The sequence below is a fragment of the Streptomyces sp. NPDC003034 genome (genome assembly GCF_053591375.1).
In genome coordinates this window covers 100,300-116,565 of the sequence record NZ_JBSFTS010000004.1, presented here as the reverse complement: position 1 = coordinate 116,565, position 16,266 = coordinate 100,300, and the positions used below count along the sequence as shown (strand labels likewise).

The window sequence follows — 16,266 nt, the reverse complement described above, 5'->3', positions numbered from 1 at the left end:
GCGTCGCCGGAGGAGCCGCCATTCTTAAAAGCCCGCGAACGGCCTGGCAAGTTCCCGTTTCCCGTGCGGCCCGGCCCTTCGGCACCGGGCTTGAAACGGGCCGGTGAACGTGCTTGGTCACGATCCGGTCACTTCCGCCACCGGCTGAGGGGTTCTCAGAAACAGCCGTGACCAGGCGGATGGGGGGCGAGCCCACCGGTACGGCCGATTCCGTTCCCGCAGTTGAGGGGAATGTCGATTCCAAACGGACAAATATCGAAATGTCGGCGGGACTCGACGTGTGAGCGGAGGGCGCATGCCGATTCAAGCCTCGTGACGCATGTCACGTTTCCGATGCGGAACCACCCGCCCCGCACCACTGCTGGCACCAGTGCGGGGGAGCGTCGCCCTGAGAGGCGCCGGGGCGGCGCGGTCGTGGCGGGTTTCAGCCGGGGGCGGGGGGAGAAGTAAGCAGGTGTGTTCCTGCCGTGGGGCAGGAGCGTGCGGCGGGACGGGGGATGGCGATGGGCACTGCTCGTGGTGGGGAGCAGGAGTGGATGGATCTGGCGGACGCGATCACGCTGTTGAGGGATCAGGTCGCTGAGGCGCAGCAGCGGATTGCCAGTCCTGGTGGTACGGGGGGCGGTGACAAGGGGCTGTTGTTCACGCTGGGGGAGATCACGCTTGAGTTGGGCATGGAGCTGTCGCGTACCCAGGGGGCGGATGGTGGGCTGCGGTTCAGCGTCGTCAGTCTGGGCGCCAAGAAGGAGTCGGGGGACCGGGCGACCCACACGGTGACGGTGCAGCTGAAGGCGCATGCGCCGGACGGCGGCGACATCGAGATCAGCGACGTCGAGTAGCCCCCGGCCAGGGGCCGGGGTCGGGGTCGGTGCATGTGCAGTGATGAGCGTGGGGGGGCGTGTGGAGTTCGACCGCCGGGTGCAGATCCGGGTTCGTAAGTCCGACACGAATCAGCGGGTGCTCGGTTCAGGGTATCTGGTGGCGCCGCGCCTGGCGCTGACAGCCGCTCACGTGCTTGACGGCATGGCCGACGCAGGCCAGGGGGCGGTAACGGTGTCCCGTCCGGACACGGGATGGGGGGAGTTTCCCGCGACCGTGCGCTGGCGGCGCAAGGACGAGGCGGTGGATGCCGCGCTGATCGAAGTCGACGACGGTCACGGTTGGTCTACGCCGGACTCGCTTGCCGATCTGCTTACTCGGCCGCCCCAGCGGTTCGGCCGCCTGATCGGCACGCGCCCGTACCCGGTAACGCTGGTGGGTTTTCCCCGTATGCAGAAGGACCCCCGGGACGGGCGCCGCTTGGACGAGCAGTTGACCGGGCACATCGTGCCGGGTACCGGTCTCCTCGCCGGCCACTACGAGATCTTCAGTATCGCCCCTACCGTGCCGTCGGTCGGCGGGGCGGGCAGCCGCTGGTCGGGGATGTCGGGGGCCGCCGTTCTCAGCGACGACCCTTTGACCGGGGACTTGCTGTGCGGAGTCGTACGCCGGGACCGGCAGGCCGACGGCGGCGCGCGCTTGACCGCCACCCCCGCCGCCGAGCTCTTGGCCGACGACGACTTCCGCGCCCGGATCACCAAGCACACCGACTGGGAACCGGACCTGGAGCTGGTCGAAGCGGCCGCCTTGCTCGCCCCGGCCGCATCCGACCGGGACCTGAACTCGCCGGCCGCGCTGCTGCGCGCGGACGCCGAAGCCGTCGCGTTCCACGGCCGCGACGACGAACTCGCCGCCCTGTGCGCCTGGTGCGAGACCGGGCCGGCCGCTCTCTCGGTGTGGGTGACGACTGGGCCCGGCGGTCAGGGCAAGACCCGCCTGGCCCGCCGTCTCACCACCCTTCTCAGCCGCCGGGGGTGGGCTGCCGGGCACCTGCGTTCGGAGCTCACCGACCACGACGCGTCACCCGACTTCTCCGCGCTCGCCACGGCGCTGCCCCTGCTCGTCGTCGTCGACTACGCCGAGACCCGCCCCCGTCTGGTCCGGCGCCTGATCGCCCAGCTGCACCGCTCCCGCCACCGTGTGCGCGTCCTGTTGCTGGCCCGCTCGGATGGGGAGTGGCGTACGGACGCGCTCAACGCCGCCCCTGCCGTGCGCACCCGGCTCACCGCGGCTCTCGTCGCTCCGCTCGCCCCGCTGACCCTCCGCAATGAGCCCGACCAGGGGCGTTTGATCGTGTGCTCGCAGGCTGCGAAGGACTTCGCGCGCCTGCTGCCCCATGTGCCCAGCGTTCCCGCACACGACTGGGCGGCCCTCGCCGAAGCCCTTCAGCCGCCCGACGACCTGAACCATCCCCGTTACGACAACGCGCTGACGCTGCACATGACCGCCCTGGTCACTCTGCTGCAGCAGGGCCCGGGCCCCATCGTCAGCGCCCCTGGAACTCCGGCGGAAGAAATCCTGTTATCCCACGAAGAACGCTTCTGGGAGACCAGTGCCGACGCTCCCGCCTACAAGCTGAAGCTGCCCACCCGGGCCCTCGCCGCGGCGGTCGCCGCCGCCGCGCTGTGCGGAGCCGCCAGCGAGGAAGAGGCTGCCTCCGTCATCGAGACGGTCCCCGGCCTGCCCGCCGACAGAGCGGCAGGCGTCGTCCATTGGCTGTCCAAGCTGTACCCGGCCGATCTCGACCGCTTCTGGGGTTCCCTCCAGCCCGACCGTATCGCCGAGTACCACGCCTCGCGCGTGCTCGCCGACGACCGACTCAGCCTGCCCGCTCTTCTGACCGCGGCCGCACCCGGACAACAGGCGCAGATCATCATCGTCCTGGCCCGCGCCGCCATCGGCCACTACAACGCCGGCCGTGTCGCTGGCAGCGAACGCCTTCTGGGCGCTTTCTCCGCCGCCCTGGACGGAGTCCCCCTCGCCTACCAGGCAGTCCAGACCGCTACCGCTGCCCTGCCGTACCCCTCCCGCATCACCGCCCGCCTCGCGGTACGGCTCAACGCCGCCCTCGTGCAAGCCGATCGGCAGATCGCGCGGCACGATCCTGCCGCGCACGCACCCGAACTCGCCCGGTCGCTGACCAACTGCAGTCTTCACCTGGCGCAGGTGGGGGAGCAGGCGGAAGCCCTCACCATGACCGAGCAGGCGGTGGAGATCTACCGCCATCTGGCGAAGGACGACCCCGCCGCGTACGAAGCCGACCTCGCCCGCTCGCTGACCACCCTCGGCAACCACCTGGCGGACGTGGGCCGGCAGGGCGAAGCCTTGACCGTCACCGAGCAGGCGGTGGAGATCTACCGCCATCTGACGAAGACCGACCCCGCCGCGCACGAACCCCCCCTCGCCGCCTCCCTCATCAATCTCGGCAACCGACTGGCGGAGATGGGCCGGCCGACCGACGCTGTCACGATCAGCGAGCACGGGGTGGCGGTTTTTCGTCGGCTGGCGAAGGACAACCCCGCGGCATACGAAGCTGAACTCGCCCGGTCGCTGCCCAGCCTGGGTGTTCATCTGGCGCAAGTGGGCCGGCAGGGCGACGCCTTCATCGTCACCGGGCAGTCGGTGGACATCTACCGTCGCCTCGCGAGGGACAACCCTGCTGCGTACGAACCCGACTTCGCCGGCTCGCTGACGAACTTCGGCAGCCGGGCGGGGGAACTCGGAGGCCTGAGCGAAGCCTTGTCCGTCACCGCGCAGGCGGTGGAGATCTTTCGCCGGCTGGCGAAGGACAACCCTGCCGCGTACGAACCCCGCCTCGCTCTCTCGCTGACGAATGCCGGCCTCTGGTCGGCGCGGTCGGGGCATCAGGAAGACGCTGTCACCATCACCGAGCAGGCCGTGGAGATTCTTCGTCGGCTGGCGCAGGACAATCCTGCCGCGCACGAGCCCCAGCTTGCTGTCTCGCTCATCAATCTCGGTATCTGGTTGCATGAGGGTGCTCAGCAGCGCCAAGCCCTTGCCGTCACCGCGCAGGCGGCGGAGATCCTTCGCCGGTTGGCGAAGGACAATTCCGCCGCGTACGCACCCGACCTCGCCCGGTCGCTGACGATTCTCGGCTCCTTTCTGGCGGAGGCGGGGAGCGAGACCCAAGCCCTCACCCTCACCGAGCAGGCCGTGGAGATCTACCGCCGGCTGGCCAAGGACAATCCCGCCGCGTACGGACCAGGCCTCGCCCGGTCGCTGACCAGCCTCGACGAGCGCCTGGAGGAGTCCGGGCGGCAGGGGGAAGCCCTTGCCGTCGCCGGACAGGCGGTGGAGGTCTACCGTCGGCTGGCGAAGGCAGACCCTGCCGCGTACGAACCTGACCTCGCCGCCTCGCTCATCAATCTCGGCGTCAGGGCGGTGGAGGCAGGCGGGTTGGGCCAAGCCCTGGCCGTCACCGCGAAGGCGGCGGAGATCCTTCGTCGGTTGGTGAAGGAGGATCCCGCCGCGCACGAACCCGAGTTCGCCCGTTCGCTGACCAACCTCGGTTCCTATCTGGCGCAGGCGGGCGGGCAGACGGAAGCCCTCAGCATGACCGAGCAGGCGGTGGAGATCTACCGCCGGCTGGTGCCGGACGATCCTGCCGCGTACGAGCGCGACCTCGTTCGGCCCCTGTCCGTCCTGGCCGTGCTGCTGTCGGACAAGAAGGATCTTCTCGGAGCACTGCGTGTCACCGGCGAGGTCGTGGAGTTCTGGCGCGCTCAAGTCGCCGTGACCCATCACGTGCCGCCAGAACTGCCCGCCATGCTGGACCTACAGGCGAAACTCCTGGACGGTCTGGGGCGTTCGCATGAGGCGGATGAGATCCGCGTATGGCTCGGGGAGCACGGGATCGCTCCCGGTCCGCATAGTTGACCAGCTCCGAGGCGTCCGGGAAGCCCCCAGACGCCTCACGTCGGTCCTCCGTCATCGGTCAGGCGACCAGACCCCTGATCGGCCTGGGGACCGGCATGCGGCAGCAGCAAGCCGCAACCCTAGCCGGAGCGTCATCTCTACGACGCGGACACACACCGCCAGAAGCTGCCGACCTTTCAGGCAAAAGACGGTTGCAGTACTAAGGGCTGGGGCGCTTGCGCAGGGCGCCGAGGTAGACGCCGATCAGGATGAGCGGGGTGCCGATCAGCAGCCCGGACGTGAGTGGTTCGTCGTCGAGCCAGGCGGAAAGGACGATCGTGACGACCGGGACGACGACGAAGACGTACGAGGCGCGCGAGGCGTCCCACCGGTGGACGACGAACAGGTAGAGGACGAAGGTCAGCACCGAGCCGCCGACCACGAGGTAGGCGAGCGCCCACCAGGTCGCCGCGCGGTCCGGCAGCCGCCAGGTATCGCCGGCCGCGAGCGAGCCGGCGAACAGCAGGACGGCGGCGGCGGTCATACCCACCGCGTTCATCGTCACCGCATGGACCTTCGGCAGCCGTCGTACCAGCACGGTGGCCTGCGCGAACGCCAGCATGCTGCCCAGGATCGCCAGGAAGGACAGCAGGGGCACGTCGCCCTCCAGCGGGGCCCGTGAGATGACGGCGACGCCCGCCGCGGCGAAGACGGTACCCACGGCTGCCATGAGCCGGAACCGTTCGAGCCGCTGCGCCACCGCGAGCAGCAGCGTGGCCAGCGGGACCAGGGAGAGGATGGTCTGGCCGAGTCCGGCGTGGATGCGGACCAGCGCGTAGTACGCGAGCGCGAACGTCACACCGAAGTTGAGTACGCCGAAGAGGACCGCTCCGGCGAGCGCCCTGCCGCGCGGGAACTCCAGTCTGCGTACGGCCATGACGGCCAGGAGCAGCAGGGAGGCGGCGCCGAAACGCAGGGCAGCGCCCCACAGCGGATCGAGTTCGCGATTGCTGAATCGGACGCCTACCGCGTTTCCGCCCGCGAGGACCGCGGTGGCGAGGAACGCGGCGGGTGTCAGGCGGTCTGCGGCTCGCTGCACCTGATCACCGTAGCCGCCGCGGTTCCCGGCCCGACCGGGACACACCCGCCCGCCTGGCGCGGGCCCCTCGGCGGCGCCGCTCGCAAGCTTCCCCGTGGGCATGTCGGTGACAGCCTTCGCTCCCAACCGACCCTGAGCGGAGCGGTCCGGGCGGGCCCGGAAAGACCCGGAGGACGGGCCCTAAGCGGCTGCCGCTGCGGGGGCGCAGTCGGTGCAGTGGGCCGGGGTGGCGGAGCGGATGGCGCGGTCGCAGTCCTCGCAGGAGCGGAGGGGGAGGATCACCCGGTCCGGGGGTGCGGGGCGCGCCGTCCAGGCGGCGTCCGGCAGGCGGGGCGGGATCAGTTCCCGCAGGCGGTGCGCGATCAGTGCCGCCGGGGAGTGGATCGACGCCAACGGCAGCGAGCGCGTCAGCGCGGCGATGACGGCACTCGGCACGAGCCCGCGCTCGAGCCAGACGGCCGCGGCGGGCGCCAGCCGCACCGTGTCGCGCTCGGACAGCACCAGCCGGGGATCGCGCAGCCGCAGCCGGGCCAGCAACTCGCGGGCCTGGAGCTCGGTTCCGGTGACGGCCGGGGCGGGGTGGGCCGCGGGTGCTGGGCCGGGCTCCGCGTCGGGTTCAGGCACCGGGTCGGGGTCCGGCTGGAGGCCCGGTTCCGGCTCGGGGATCGGGTCGGGGTCCGGCTGGGGGTCCGGGTCGGGGGTGGACCCCGACTCGGGTGCCGGGGGCGCGACGTGCCGCTCGCGGAGCGCCTCCGCCGCCCGGGCCGGCGGGTTGTTGTACGAGACGGTGCAGGTCACGACCCGCCCGGACGGCAGCCGTTCCTGGAAGCGGGCCAAGTAGCCGTGCTCCTCCAGCTCGTGCAGGGCGGCGGCGATGCGGACCTCGCCCTCGGGGAAGCGCTCGGTGAGGGCCTTGATGGTGACCTTGGCGCCCGCCCGCAGCGACTGGATGTGCGTGGCCACGCCGATCGCCGTCAGGCTCAGCTCGCGGTGCTGGGCGAGGTGGTTGCCGATCTTGACGTAGCCGCGGTGGTGGTCGTGGTTGATGTGCCGGATGCCCGACGGGACGCGCGCAGGCGCGCTAAGCTGCTGGTCAGCCATGGGAAGGTTTGCTCTTCCTCTGTGGTCAGGCCCTCGGCCGGGATGCCAGTCCCGTCGAGGGCCGATCGCGTTTATGGGGTTGTGTCGGAGTCAGAGTGCCCGGCGAATTGACATATGCGCCAGCCGGGGTGGGGTGATTCACCCGACCGGGTGAGAGGGGGAGGGGGGAGGTAAGGAGAGGTCATCTCCCCCGGTTATTGGTCTTTAGGCGTCGTGCCGCGCCAATCCCTGGTCCACCAGGTCGTGGAAACCTCGATCCGGTGAAATCGGGCTCGCCAAATCCATTTCCGCCCATACCGTCTTCACCGGCGCGGGCCCGTGATCGGTCCCCCAGCGCGCGGCGAGCGCGGCCACGAGGGCGAGCCCCCGTCCCGACTCCGCCTCTGCGCCCGGCAGCCCGTTGACTGCGGGCAGTCCGGACTCCCACCGGGTGTCGGACACCTCGATACGGAGCGTAGGCCCGGGCGCGATCCGCAACACGAGCCGGAAGTCCCGCCCCCGCACCCTCCCGTGCGTCACGGCATTAGCGGCGAGCTCGGCGACGACCTGCGCCGCGTCTTCGAACGGAAGCTTCTGTTCCGCAAGTTGGGCCACCGTGAGAGCACGGGCGGCGCGGGCTCCTCGCGGGGTGGAGGGGAGCGTGGCGACGAGGGAGATTTCCTGATTCACGTGACTCAGCGTGGTCATCCGTGCGTACTCTGAAAAGAGTTGAGGGTGCTGTGTACGGCGGCTGTCCAAAGTGGTCCTGCGGTGTCCTCCCGGTCCCATGGAGGTGGAAGTGAACACAGACGGCGCCGACGAGTCGAGCTGGGAACTCGACCCGGAGGACGAATCGGGGGCGGTCATCGCCACGGTGGGACGCCAGCTGAAAATGTGGCGCGAGGCCGCCGGACTTGACCAGGCGAAGTTCGGTGAGCGGATGGGTTACGGCCCGAACCTGATCTACAAGATCGAGCGCGGCTCCCGAATTCCCCGCCCCGAGTTCTTGGACAAGGCGGACGAGGTCCTCGGGGCGGGCGGCAAAATCGCCGCGATGAAGACCGATGTGGAACGGGCCCGCTATCCGAAGAAGGTCCGAGATCTGGCCAAGCTGGAGTCCGAGGCGATTGAGCTTGGCGCCTACGCCAGCATCGTCGTGCACGGGCTGCTGCAGACAGAGGAGTACGCCCGCGCCCTCTACGCGCAACGTCGGCCTGGGTACTCCGAGGACGAGATCGAGCGCCTGGTAGCCGCTCGCATGGCCCGCCAACAGATTCTCGGCCAACCGGCTGCCCCGCTGCTGACTGTCGTGCATGAGGAAACGGTGCTTCGGCGGCCTGTCGGGGGCAAGATGGTGTTGCGCCGCCAACTGGAACGCCTACTGGATGTGGGCGGTCTGCGGCAGGTCGAGATCCAGGTCATGCCCACAACCGTGGAAGAACACGCAGGGCTCGCCGGTTCACTCCAGTTGATGCGAATCAAGGATGGAACGACCGTGGGACACAACGAAGGTCAGCTGGTCAGCCGCTTGATCACCGACCCTAAAGATGTCCAGATCCTGGACATGCGCTATGGCATGATCCGGGCACAGGCGCTGACGCCTCGTGAATCGCTGACGTTCATCGAAAAGGTACTGGGGGAGACATGAGCATCAAGCCTTCGACTGAGGGCGCCTTTGCACTGACGTGGGTCAAGAGCAGCTACAGCACGAACGACGGGCCTGAGTGCGTCGAGGTCGCCTGGACCAAGAGCAGCTACAGCGCCAGCGACAGCAACGAGTGCGTCGAGGTCGCGACCACCGGCGGGGCCGTCCTCATCCGGGACTCCAAGAACAAGGACGGCGCACACCTGGCCGTCACCCCGGACACCTGGACCGGCTTCGTCGCGCACGCCGCTACCTCGTGAGGTAGGCCCATCGGCATGCGCCGGGGGCCCGGCGGGCCCCTCAGGCGCGGGTGCGGAAGCGGTTCAGCAGCTCCGACGCCGGGTGCGGGCCCGTGTGCTCAGGGTGGCGCGGCAGGTGGTGCGGGAAGGAGCCGAACCAGGTCCGCGAGACGGCGTAACCGAAGGCGAGGCAGAGCAGGCCGCCCACGGCGTCGAGCCAGAAGTGGTTGGCGGTGGCCACGATGACGACCAGGGTCAGCGAGGGGTAGAGGAGGCCTAGGATCCGGGCCCAGGGGGCGGAGGCGACCGCGTAGATCGTCAGCCCGCACCAGAGCGACCAGCCTATGTGCATGGAGGGCATGGCGGCGTACTGGTTCGACATGTGCTTGAGGTTCCCCGACGCCATGGAGCCCCAGGTCTGGTGGACCAGCACGGTGTCGATGAAGTTCTGCCCGTTCATCAGCCGGGGCGGCGCGAGCGGGTACAGGTAGTAGCCGACCAGGGCCACGCCCGTGGTGGCGAAGAGGACGAGGCGCGTGGCCGCGTAACGCCCCGGATGGAAACGGTAGATCCACACCAGTACGCCGATGGTCACGATGAAGTGGAGCGTGGCGTAGTAGTAGTTCATGCCCACGATCAGCCACGTCACCGAATTCACGGACCGGTTGACGGTCTCCTCGATGGCGATGCCGAGGGCGCGCTCCACGTTCCAGATCCAGTCGGCGTTCGCGAGGGCGGCCGCCTTCTGCTCGGGAACGGCGTTGCGGATCAGCGAGTACGTCCAGTAGCTGACCGCGATGAGGAGGATCTCGAACCAGATCCTGGGCCGGCGCGGGGCCCGCAACCGTGAGACGAGGGTGCGCTCGGACCCCGGGCGGGCCCCGCCCTCGGTCACGGTGGGTGACGAGACGGCCGTCCGGGTTTCCAGTGTCTTCACGCTCGCTTCACCCATGGGGAGAGAGTCTGCCAGATGCGGCCTCCCCTCCGATCATCCCCCGGGACGGTCTTCGGCGCAGCGGCTCCCCCTTGCGGAGGACCCGGACCCGGCAGGGGTTACCGGCGGTCGGGCCGGGCGGGCGTCGGGCGGTGCGGCCTACGCCTTGCGGGACTGCCCGGGGCCCGAGGCGGTGGAGCCGCGCACCACCAGTTCGGGCAGGAAGACGAACTCGCTGTGCGGGGCCGGGGTGCCGCCGATCTCCTCCAGCAGCGTCCTGACGGCCGCCTGCCCCATGGCCAGCACGGGCTGGCGGATGGTGGTCAGGGGCGGATCGGTGAACGCTATGAGGGGGGAGTCGTCGAAACCGACCACCGACACGTCCTGCGGCACCCGCAGACCCTGCTGCCGGGCGGCCCGGATCGCGCCGAGCGCCATCATGTCGCTCGCGCACACCACCGCCGTGCAGCCGCGCGAGATGAGGGCGGTCGCGGCGGCCTGCCCGCCTTCGAGCGTGTACAGCGAGTGCTGGATCAGCTCCTCGATCTCGTCCTCGCCGAGTCCGAGCCGCTCCTTCATCCCGAGCCGGAAGCCCTCGATCTTGCGCAGGACGGGCACGAACCGCTTCGGTCCGACCGCCAGGCCGATCCGGGTGTGCCCGAGCGCGGTCAGGTGGGTGACGGCGAGCTGCATCGCGGCCCGGTCGTCGGGGGAGACGAAGGGGGCCTGGACCTTGTCGGAGAACCCGTTGATGAGGACGTACGGAACGCCCTGCCCGCGCAGTTGCTCGTACCGGCCCATGTCGGCGGTCGTGTCGGCGTGCAGACCGGAGACGAAGATGATCCCGGAGACGCCGCGGTCGACCAGCATCTCGGTCAGCTCGTCCTCGGTGGACCCGCCGGGCGTCTGCGTCGCCAGGACCGGGGTGTACCCCTGGCGGGTCAGAGCCTGGCCGATGACCTGGGCGAGCGCCGGGAAGATGGGGTTGTCCAGCTCCGGGGTTATCAGTCCGACGAGGCCCGCGCTGCGCTGGCGCAGCCGTACGGGCCGCTCGTAGCCGAGCACGTCGAGCGCGGCCAGCACGGACTCACGGGTGCCGGCGGCCACACCAGGCTTGCCGTTGAGCACGCGGCTGACTGTGGCTTCGCTGACCCCCGCCTGGGCTGCGATGTCGGCTAGCCGTGCGGTCACGGATTGGACTGTACCGGTCGCACGTCACAATGCCCACCAGGTGCACGAATCCGGCGGCAGCAGCACCGTGCGGCCGTCCGTCTCGACGGGGGAGCTGGACAGCACCGGCCGTCCGGGCGCGGGGAGTTCGACCGGGGTGGGACGGGTGTTGAGGGTGCAGGCGAAGCCGGGGCGGGTGAAGAGGAGGACGCCTTCCGGTGCGGGCAGCCACCGCATTCCGCAGAGGCCGGGAGCTCCGGCGGCCGGCGCCTGCGAGGGGTCGGCCGAGCAGGGGTCACCGTACTGATCGTGACCCCGGTCATCGCCGCCCTGACCGTCCGGTCCGTGCTCACCGGGCAGACCGGCCTCCGGTGCGCCCAGGCCCGGCATGGCCCGGCGCAGTTCCAGGGCGGCGCGGTAGAGCTCCAGGGTGGAGTGGGGGTCGCCGGTCTGGGCGGCGACGCTGAGCTCGCCCCAGCCCGCCGGCTGCGGGAGCCAGCTGCCGACCGGGCCGAAGCCGTACGGCGGCTCCGCGCCGGACCAGGGGATCGGCACCCGGCACCCGTCGCGCAGCCCCTCCTGGCCCTCCTGGCCTTCCGTCCCGGCGGCGGGCTCCGGCCGGAGGTCCCCGCACCTCGCCTCGGGGACCTCCGGTACTGCCCCCGCCCCGAGCCCGGCCGCGGGCCGGCGCCCGCGGCGGAAGGCCGGGTCCTGGCGTACGCGGGCCGGGAGGTCCACCACCTCGGGCAGGCCGAGCTCCTCGCCCTGGTAGACGTACGCCGACCCGGGCAGCGCCAGCATCAGCAGCGCGGCCGCCCGCGCCCGGGCCAGGCCCTGCGCCCCGCCCCCGTACCGCGTCACATGCCGCACCACATCGTGGTTCGACAGCACCCACGTGGTCGGCGCCCCCACCGAGGCGGTGGCGGCCAGCGACTCGTCGATCACGGTGCGCATGGTGCCGCTGTCCCACGGGCAGTTCAGGAAGCGGAAGTTGAAGGCCTGGTGCAGCTCGTCGGGGCGGACGTAGAGGGCGAGCCGCTCGGACGTGGGCGCCCACGCCTCCGCGACGCCGATGCGCGGGCCCTCGTAGGAGTCCAGGAGCCGCCGCCAGGACCGGTGGATCTCGTGGACCCCGTCCTGGTCGAAGAAGGGGAGGGGCTCGGTGCCGATGAGGGTGGCCTGCGCGCCGCGGCCGATGTCCGGCAGCCCGGGGGCCTTGACCATGCCGTGGGCGACGTCGACGCGGAAGCCGTCCACGCCCAGGTCGAGCCAGAAGCGGAGCACGGAGGCGAATTCGGCGGCGACCTCCGGATGCTCCCAGTCGAGGTCGGGCTGCTCGGGGGCGAAGAGGTGCAGGTACCACTCGCCGTCCGGGACCCGGGTCCAGGCCGGACCGCCGAAGACGGACTCCCAGTCGTTCGGCGGCAGGGACCCGTCGCTCCCGCGCCCCGCGCGGAAGTGGTAGCGCTCCCGGGCGCCCTTCTCCCCGGCGAGGGCGGCGCGGAACCACGGGTGCTGGTCCGAGGTGTGGTTCGGCACCACGTCCACGATCACCCGCAGCCCGAGCGCGTGGGCCGCCCGGACGAGCTCGTCGGCGTCCGAGAGGTCCCCGAAGAGCGGATCCACCGCCCGGTAGTCGGCGACGTCGTAGCCGCCGTCCGCCTGCGGGGAGACGTAGAAGGGGGTCAGCCACACGGCGTCGACCCCGAGCCGGGCCAGGTGGGGGAGGCGGCTGCGCACCCCGCTGAGGTCTCCGATGCCGTCTCCGTCGCTGTCGGCGAAGGAGCGCACGTACACCTGGTAGATGACGGCATCACGCCACCAGCCGCCGCTCGCGGTCGCGTCGCTGGAAGCGCTTGCAAGACGGGAGGCGGTCAGCTCATGGGTCATATCGGGGTCAACGCGGGGACACGCCCCCTGGTTGCGGGCCTGAGGAGTCGAAGGTGACTCGAACTAACAGCAAGCGGCGGCAACCGTACGGACACACGGATGTAACGATCAGCGTCTCTTGCAGAAAATTGCCGCAAGCTCTTTCGGACAGCTTTCAGGCTTGTTACGTTCCTGGCAACTCGGGACCGCGAGGCGCGGCCGGGATCATCGAAGGAGTTCATATGCGGCGTGGCATAGCGGCCACCGCGCTGGTCGCGGCCCTGGCGCTCGCGGCGACGGCTTGCGGTGGTGACACCAAGGACGACGGTGGTGCGACCAAGGCCGGCGGCGAGCTTTCCGGCACGGTCACGTGGTGGGACACGGCGAACGACGCTGAGAAGGCGAGCTTCCAGAAGATCGCCGAGGCGTTCACGGCCAAGCACCCCAAGGTCACCGTCAAGTACGTCAACGTCCCGTACGGCGACGCGCAGAACAAGGTCAAGAACGCCTTCAGCAGCGGCTCCGACGCGCCCGACGTGATCCGCGCCGATGTCGGCTGGGTCGCCGACTTCGCCTCGCTCGGCTACCTCGACGAGGTGCCGGCCGAGACGGCGAAGAGGGTCGACGCCGAGTTCCTCCCGCAGGCCGCGGCCAGCGGGAAGTACGAGGGCAAGACCTACGCCGTGCCGCAGGTCATCGACACCCTGGGCCTCTTCTACAACAAGAAGATGCTCGCCGACGCCGGCGTCCAGCCCCCCACCACCCTGGAGGAGCTGAAGACCGCCGCCGCGGCCATCAAGGAGAAGACCGGCAAGGCCGGGCTCTACCTGCGCGGCGACGACTCCTACTGGTTCCTCCCCCTGATCTACGGGGAGGGCGGCGACCTGGTCGACGCGAAGAACAAGACGGTCACCGTCGACAACGCGGCGGGCGTCAAGGCCTTCAAGACCGCCCGCGACCTGGTCACCTCCGGCGCGGCGATCACCAACGCCACCGACGGCTGGAACAACATGCAGACGGCCTTCAAGACCGGCCAGGCCGCCATGATGATCAACGGTCCCTGGGCCGTCGCCGACAGCTACGCCGGCGACCAGTTCAAGGACAAGGCCAACCTGGGCGTCGCCCCGGTCCCGGCCGGTTCGGTCAAGGCGGGCGCCCCGCAGGGCGGCCACGACCTGGCCGTCTTCGCGGGCTCCAAGAACCGCGCCGCCGCCCACGCCTTCGTGGAGTACATGACCTCCCAGGAGGTCCAGGTGCAGTCCGCCAAGGAGCTCAGCCTGCTCCCGACCCGGACCGCCGCCTACGAGCAGCCGGACGTCAAGAGCAGCGAGATGGTGCAGTTCTTCAAGCCGGCCGTGGACAAGGCCGTCCAGCGCGCCTGGATCCCGGAGAACGGCTCCCTCTTCGAGCCGCTGAAGGTCGAATACACCAAGGCGATCACCGGGTCGTCGACCCCGGAGGAAGCCGCCAAGGCGACCGGCGTCGAGTTCCGCAAGATCCTCAAGGGCTGGAAGTAACGAAACATGGCTGCTCACACCAGCCAGTCGGTGGCGAAGGCCGCGGGTGACGGAGTCGGGAACGACGCCGCCGCCCGCGGCCGGAGCCGCATGACTGACAGCGACCGCGGAAACCGCGGCGGGTCCGGCGCGCACCGGCCATCCGGGCTGCGGCGCGCCCTCGCCACGCACTGGTACGCCTGGGCCATGGTCGCCCCGGTGGTGCTCGTCCTCGGCGTGATCATCGGCTGGCCGCTCGTCCGCGGCGTCTACCTGTCGCTGACCGACGCCAACGAGCGCAACGTCGCCCGTACGATCGGCTCCAACACCATCGAGGCGACGTACGAGTTCGTCGGGCTCGACAACTACGCCGCCGTCCTCAGCGACCCGGTGTTCCTGCAGCGGCTGGTGTGGACGGTCGTGTGGACCGTCGCCTGCGTGTCCATCACCTTCTCGCTCGGACTGGTCCTGGCGAACATGCTCAACCGGAACTTCCGGGGCCGCGCCGCCTACCGGATGGCGCTCATCCTGCCCTGGGCCGTCCCCGGCTTCGTCTCGGTCTTCGCCTGGCGGTTCCTCTTCAACCGCGACAACGGCATCCTCAACAAGCTGCTCGACGGCGGGGGCATCGCCGCCGTCCCGTGGCTCGACGATCCGACCTGGGCCAAGTTCTCGGTCATCGCCGTCAACGTCTGGCTCGGCGTCCCCTTCATGATGGTCGCCCTGCTCGGCGGCATGCAGTCCATCCCCGGTGAGCTCTACGAAGCCGCCGAGATGGACGGGGCCAGCCCCTGGCAGCGCTTCCGTCACATCACCCTGCCCAGCCTGCGCGCGGTGAGCATGACGGTGATCCTGCTCTCCACCATCTGGACCTTCAACATGTTCCCGGTGATCTTCCTGCTCACGCGGGGCGGACCGGGCGATTCCACGGAGATCCTGGTGACCCAGGCCTTCCGCGAGGCCTTCATCACGAGCCCGCGCGACTTCGCCGGCTCCGCGACCTGGGGCGTGCTCATCCTCGCCCTGCTCATGATCTTCGCGCTGGTCTACCGGCGCTCGCTGCGCAAGCAGGGAGAGGTGTGGTGACCATGACCGCCCGCACGCGGGGGCAGCGCGCCCCCCTCGCCTCCGTCGGCCTGCACGCCACCCTGATCGCCGCCTCGGTGATCGCCGTCTTCCCGGTGCTGTGGATCCTGCTGACCTCGCTGAAGCCCGCGCAGCACGCGGTCACCACGGACTTCGTCAAGGAGCCGACCCTCGGCAACTACGAATACCTGCTGGAGTCGAGCCACTTCCTCAGCTGGTTCGCCAACTCCGTCCTGGTCGCGGGCATCACCACCGTCCTCGGCGTGTTCATCGCCGCGACCACCGGATACGCGGTCAGCCGGTTCAGGTTCCCCGGCATGCGGCCGCTGATGTGGACCCTGCTCATCACGCAGATGTTCCCGATGGCGATCCTCATCGTCCCGCTCTACAACCTGATGGGCCAGCTCGGGCTGCTCAACCAGCCGGTCGGCCTGATCATCACCTACCTCACCATCGCCGTGCCGTTCTGCGCCTGGATGATGAAGGGCTTCTTCGACTCCATCCCGGTGGAGATCGACGAATCCGGCCGGGTCGACGGGCTCAACCCCTTCGGCACCTTCTGGCGGCTGATCCTGCCGCTCGCCAAGCCGGGCCTCGCCGTCACCGGCTTCTACGCCTTCATCACCGCCTGGGGCGAAGTCGCGTACGCATCCGCCTTCATGGTCGGCGAGGAGAACCTCACGCTCGCCGGCGGGCTGCAGACCTTCGTCACGCAGTACACCTCCAACTGGGGTGCGATGAGCGCCGCTTCCGTGCTCATCGCCATCCCCGCAGCGATCTTCTTCCTCTTCGCCCAGCGTCACCTCGTCGCCGGAATGACCGCGGGCGCCACCAAGGGCTGACCCCCCGCGCGCCCGCCCGACGTCTCTCCCGGCCCGATCTCACAAGGACGA

The 16,266-nt window shown here is 70.0% G+C and carries 13 protein-coding genes; 7 read left to right on the top strand and 6 right to left on the bottom strand.

Features of this window, described 5'->3' with window-relative positions; genetic code table 11:
- Positions 1-536 precede the first annotated feature (536 nt).
- Together ACWDX7_RS06930 and ACWDX7_RS06925 are read left to right on the top strand one after the other, a co-directional pair.
- Positions 537-839, top strand: a complete 303-nt coding sequence (locus ACWDX7_RS06930) for a trypco2 family protein (protein WP_451491165.1) — start codon at positions 537-539, stop codon at positions 837-839.
- Positions 840-1,269: 430 nt separating this feature from the next.
- Complete coding sequence (locus tag ACWDX7_RS06925) at positions 1,270-4,776, top strand: tetratricopeptide repeat protein (protein WP_451749783.1); 3,507 nt, start codon at positions 1,270-1,272, stop codon at positions 4,774-4,776.
- 199 nt (positions 4,777-4,975) lie between these two features.
- Here the strand turns inward: ACWDX7_RS06925 and ACWDX7_RS06920 are convergent, their stop codons facing one another.
- From ACWDX7_RS06920 to ACWDX7_RS06910, 3 genes are all read right to left on the bottom strand, one after another.
- Entirely contained in the window at positions 4,976-5,854 is an 879-nt protein-coding gene (locus ACWDX7_RS06920; protein ID WP_451491167.1) for a DMT family transporter, read from the bottom strand.
- A gap of 180 nt (positions 5,855-6,034) precedes the next feature.
- Complete coding sequence (locus ACWDX7_RS06915) at positions 6,035-6,955, bottom strand: helix-turn-helix domain-containing protein (protein ID WP_451491168.1); 921 nt, start codon at positions 6,953-6,955, stop codon at positions 6,035-6,037.
- Positions 6,956-7,159: 204 nt separating this feature from the next.
- Positions 7,160-7,624, bottom strand: coding sequence for an ATP-binding protein (locus tag ACWDX7_RS06910; RefSeq protein ID WP_451749779.1), 465 nt, complete (start codon positions 7,622-7,624; stop codon positions 7,160-7,162).
- 97 nt (positions 7,625-7,721) lie between these two features.
- Here ACWDX7_RS06910 and ACWDX7_RS06905 point away from each other — a divergent pair, with 97 nt between their 5' ends.
- Positions 7,722-8,582, top strand: coding sequence for a helix-turn-helix domain-containing protein (locus ACWDX7_RS06905; protein ID WP_451491170.1), 861 nt, complete (start codon positions 7,722-7,724; stop codon positions 8,580-8,582).
- On the top strand, positions 8,579-8,839 hold the full coding sequence (locus ACWDX7_RS06900) for a DUF397 domain-containing protein (RefSeq protein ID WP_451491171.1): 261 nt from the start codon (positions 8,579-8,581) through the stop codon (positions 8,837-8,839). The genes ACWDX7_RS06905 and ACWDX7_RS06900 overlap by 4 nt, the downstream gene beginning before the upstream one ends.
- A gap of 40 nt (positions 8,840-8,879) precedes the next feature.
- Here the strand turns inward: ACWDX7_RS06900 and ACWDX7_RS06895 are convergent, their stop codons facing one another.
- The 3 genes from ACWDX7_RS06895 to ACWDX7_RS06885 form a co-directional block, all read right to left on the bottom strand.
- Positions 8,880-9,770, bottom strand: coding sequence for a phosphatase PAP2 family protein (locus ACWDX7_RS06895; protein WP_451491172.1), 891 nt, complete (start codon positions 9,768-9,770; stop codon positions 8,880-8,882).
- Positions 9,771-9,911: 141 nt separating this feature from the next.
- Positions 9,912-10,943 (bottom strand): LacI family DNA-binding transcriptional regulator, encoded by a 1,032-nt coding sequence (locus ACWDX7_RS06890; RefSeq protein ID WP_451491173.1) that lies wholly within the window; start codon positions 10,941-10,943, stop codon positions 9,912-9,914.
- Between the two features lie 24 nt (positions 10,944-10,967).
- Positions 10,968-12,812 (bottom strand): glycoside hydrolase family 13 protein, encoded by a 1,845-nt coding sequence (locus ACWDX7_RS06885; RefSeq protein ID WP_451491174.1) that lies wholly within the window; start codon positions 12,810-12,812, stop codon positions 10,968-10,970.
- A gap of 221 nt (positions 12,813-13,033) precedes the next feature.
- Between ACWDX7_RS06885 and ACWDX7_RS06880 the strand changes: the two genes are divergently transcribed.
- Genes ACWDX7_RS06880 through ACWDX7_RS06870 form a run of 3 tightly spaced genes read left to right on the top strand, consistent with a single transcriptional unit; the run spans position 13,034 to position 16,215 of the window.
- Positions 13,034-14,308, top strand: coding sequence for an extracellular solute-binding protein (locus ACWDX7_RS06880; protein ID WP_451491175.1), 1,275 nt, complete (start codon positions 13,034-13,036; stop codon positions 14,306-14,308).
- Positions 14,309-14,314: 6 nt separating this feature from the next.
- Entirely contained in the window at positions 14,315-15,373 is a 1,059-nt protein-coding gene (locus tag ACWDX7_RS06875; RefSeq protein ID WP_451491176.1) for a carbohydrate ABC transporter permease, read from the top strand.
- A gap of 2 nt (positions 15,374-15,375) precedes the next feature.
- Positions 15,376-16,215 carry a sugar ABC transporter permease gene (locus ACWDX7_RS06870; protein ID WP_451491177.1) on the top strand — a complete coding sequence of 280 codons (840 nt, stop codon included), beginning with the start codon at positions 15,376-15,378 and terminating at the stop codon, positions 16,213-16,215.
- The last annotated feature ends 51 nt before the right edge of the window (positions 16,216-16,266 follow it).

Coding starts and splice junctions, on each gene's coding strand:
- ACWDX7_RS06915 (WP_451491168.1), bottom strand. CDS start 6,955: ATGGCTGACCAGCAGCTTAGCGCGCCTGCGCGCGTCCCGTCGGGCATC.
- ACWDX7_RS06870 (WP_451491177.1), top strand. CDS start 15,376: ATGACCGCCCGCACGCGGGGGCAGCGCGCCCCCCTCGCCTCCGTCGGC.
- ACWDX7_RS06880 (WP_451491175.1), top strand. CDS start 13,034: ATGCGGCGTGGCATAGCGGCCACCGCGCTGGTCGCGGCCCTGGCGCTC.
- ACWDX7_RS06925 (WP_451749783.1), top strand. CDS start 1,270: ATGCAGAAGGACCCCCGGGACGGGCGCCGCTTGGACGAGCAGTTGACC.
- ACWDX7_RS06885 (WP_451491174.1), bottom strand. CDS start 12,812: ATGACCCATGAGCTGACCGCCTCCCGTCTTGCAAGCGCTTCCAGCGAC.
- ACWDX7_RS06895 (WP_451491172.1), bottom strand. CDS start 9,770: ATGGGTGAAGCGAGCGTGAAGACACTGGAAACCCGGACGGCCGTCTCG.
- ACWDX7_RS06875 (WP_451491176.1), top strand. CDS start 14,315: ATGGCTGCTCACACCAGCCAGTCGGTGGCGAAGGCCGCGGGTGACGGA.
- ACWDX7_RS06900 (WP_451491171.1), top strand. CDS start 8,579: ATGAGCATCAAGCCTTCGACTGAGGGCGCCTTTGCACTGACGTGGGTC.
- ACWDX7_RS06905 (WP_451491170.1), top strand. CDS start 7,722: ATGGAGGTGGAAGTGAACACAGACGGCGCCGACGAGTCGAGCTGGGAA.
- ACWDX7_RS06930 (WP_451491165.1), top strand. CDS start 537: ATGGATCTGGCGGACGCGATCACGCTGTTGAGGGATCAGGTCGCTGAG.